Source organism: Marinobacter gelidimuriae (assembly GCF_000372805.1).
GTDB classification, from domain to species: Bacteria; Pseudomonadota; Gammaproteobacteria; order Pseudomonadales; family Oleiphilaceae; genus Marinobacter; species Marinobacter gelidimuriae.
Genome location: NZ_KB889859.1, coordinates 1 through 1324 on the forward strand (window position 1 = coordinate 1; position 1324 = coordinate 1324).

Annotated in this window: 1 protein-coding gene; it reads left to right on the forward strand. The window is 49.3% G+C overall.

Annotated features, from left to right (window positions below; genetic code table 11):
* The first annotated feature begins 289 nt into the window (after window positions 1–289).
* Window positions 290–985 carry a hypothetical protein gene (locus tag A3OI_RS0103725; protein ID WP_018402995.1) on the forward strand — a complete coding sequence of 232 codons (696 nt, stop codon included), beginning with the start codon at window positions 290–292 and terminating at the stop codon, window positions 983–985.
* Window positions 986–1324: the final 339 nt, after the last annotated feature.

Below are 1324 nucleotides of genomic sequence, written 5' to 3' on the forward strand. Positions count from 1 at the left end.
TTGTCTGACGTCCGCCAGCGCAGCGTCGACATCAATGTTAGTGATCTTCATGGATCTGAGTACCGTTGAGTGTGGCCTAAATTCATGAAATTGGGACCAAAACCCTGTCAAGAACTTTTTTAGAAAATTTGAGCTGAATAGTTACGATCGTTTTACCCTTGCACTTGGGAACGCAGCCTCCGAGCTTAAAGTTCAATCAAGCAGCAAAGGGTCCACCCTATTTTTAAATTCGTTACTCCGTGTCGCCCAAGGCCAATGTGAACAACACGAGTTTGAAATTGACGTTCCCATGGCCTTCAAGGGCTTTTCTGCGTTGCCGGGTGGTAATCGGCTACCGCAGGTAAGCCATTTTTCTGATGTTGCCTATCAGCATTTCGATTTGCCGCCGGAGCAGGAAGGAGATGAGGATGAAGAGCCTGAATCTGCCGTGCTTTACTCAGTCGATCCTGATGAAACGCCAGAGAGGCAGAGGCTTACCGGCCAAAGCATCCTGATTCAAACCGCCGAGTCATCTCACTACTTACCGTGGAGTTGGGACAAGGCCTTGCCCCCAGAGATATTGGACTTGGAGACGTGGCTAAATCATCAGCTGGTCTCTGCCAATGACCACGATCGACTTGGAGCTGCTGTGGTTTGGCTCGCCACTCGCCTGTCTCGCTCCTTACCTTTTGTGCTGGAGCTCTCGATTTCCGAATTACCAGAGGAGGAGTGGTGTTTAACTCCAGATTTTGCGCTCGCTCATCGCAAGCCTCCCAGGCGCCATAATTCCTGGATACCCGGGAAAGACGCAGATCCCTTTATTGAGATGTACCAGTCGGACCTTGCTTTAGAGATACCGGTCACGGTGCAAGAGATCTTTCAATCGAACGCCTCTCGTTCGGATACGTCCGCTGATTCCGTTCACCATCTTTGGTATCAGCTTTTTGAGGAAAACCTGAAGTCTGGTTACGAACCAGGCTCTCAACTGACGGTTTTGCGTGCCTAGCACCCCGAGTTTTAAAGAGTGAAAGTGCCTGTCCATAACAATCAATTGCAATGAACTGCAAAGAGAAATGCGGATTTCTGAGCAATACGAGTGCCTGTCTGCCATACGAGTACGAGTGCCAGAACGGAGAGGGAGAGAGGGAGAGAGGGAGAGAGGGAGAGAGGGAGAGAGTGCCTACCCATGAATTTTTCGGTCAAATCTTTATACGGACCGGGGACAGATTTGAAATCTGTCCCCTATATTGACCCCAATCCCCAGATAGAAATTTCTAAAACATAGAAAGCCTTGGCTGTATAATGGTTAGCGACGAAACTCTCCATCACCCAATGGGTGCACAAC

What these genes read in the sequence shown, in the direction of transcription:
- A3OI_RS0103725 (WP_018402995.1), top strand. Translation starts at nt 290, where the DNA reads ATGGCCTTCAAGGGCTTTTCTGCGTTGCCGGGTGGTAATCGGCTACCG.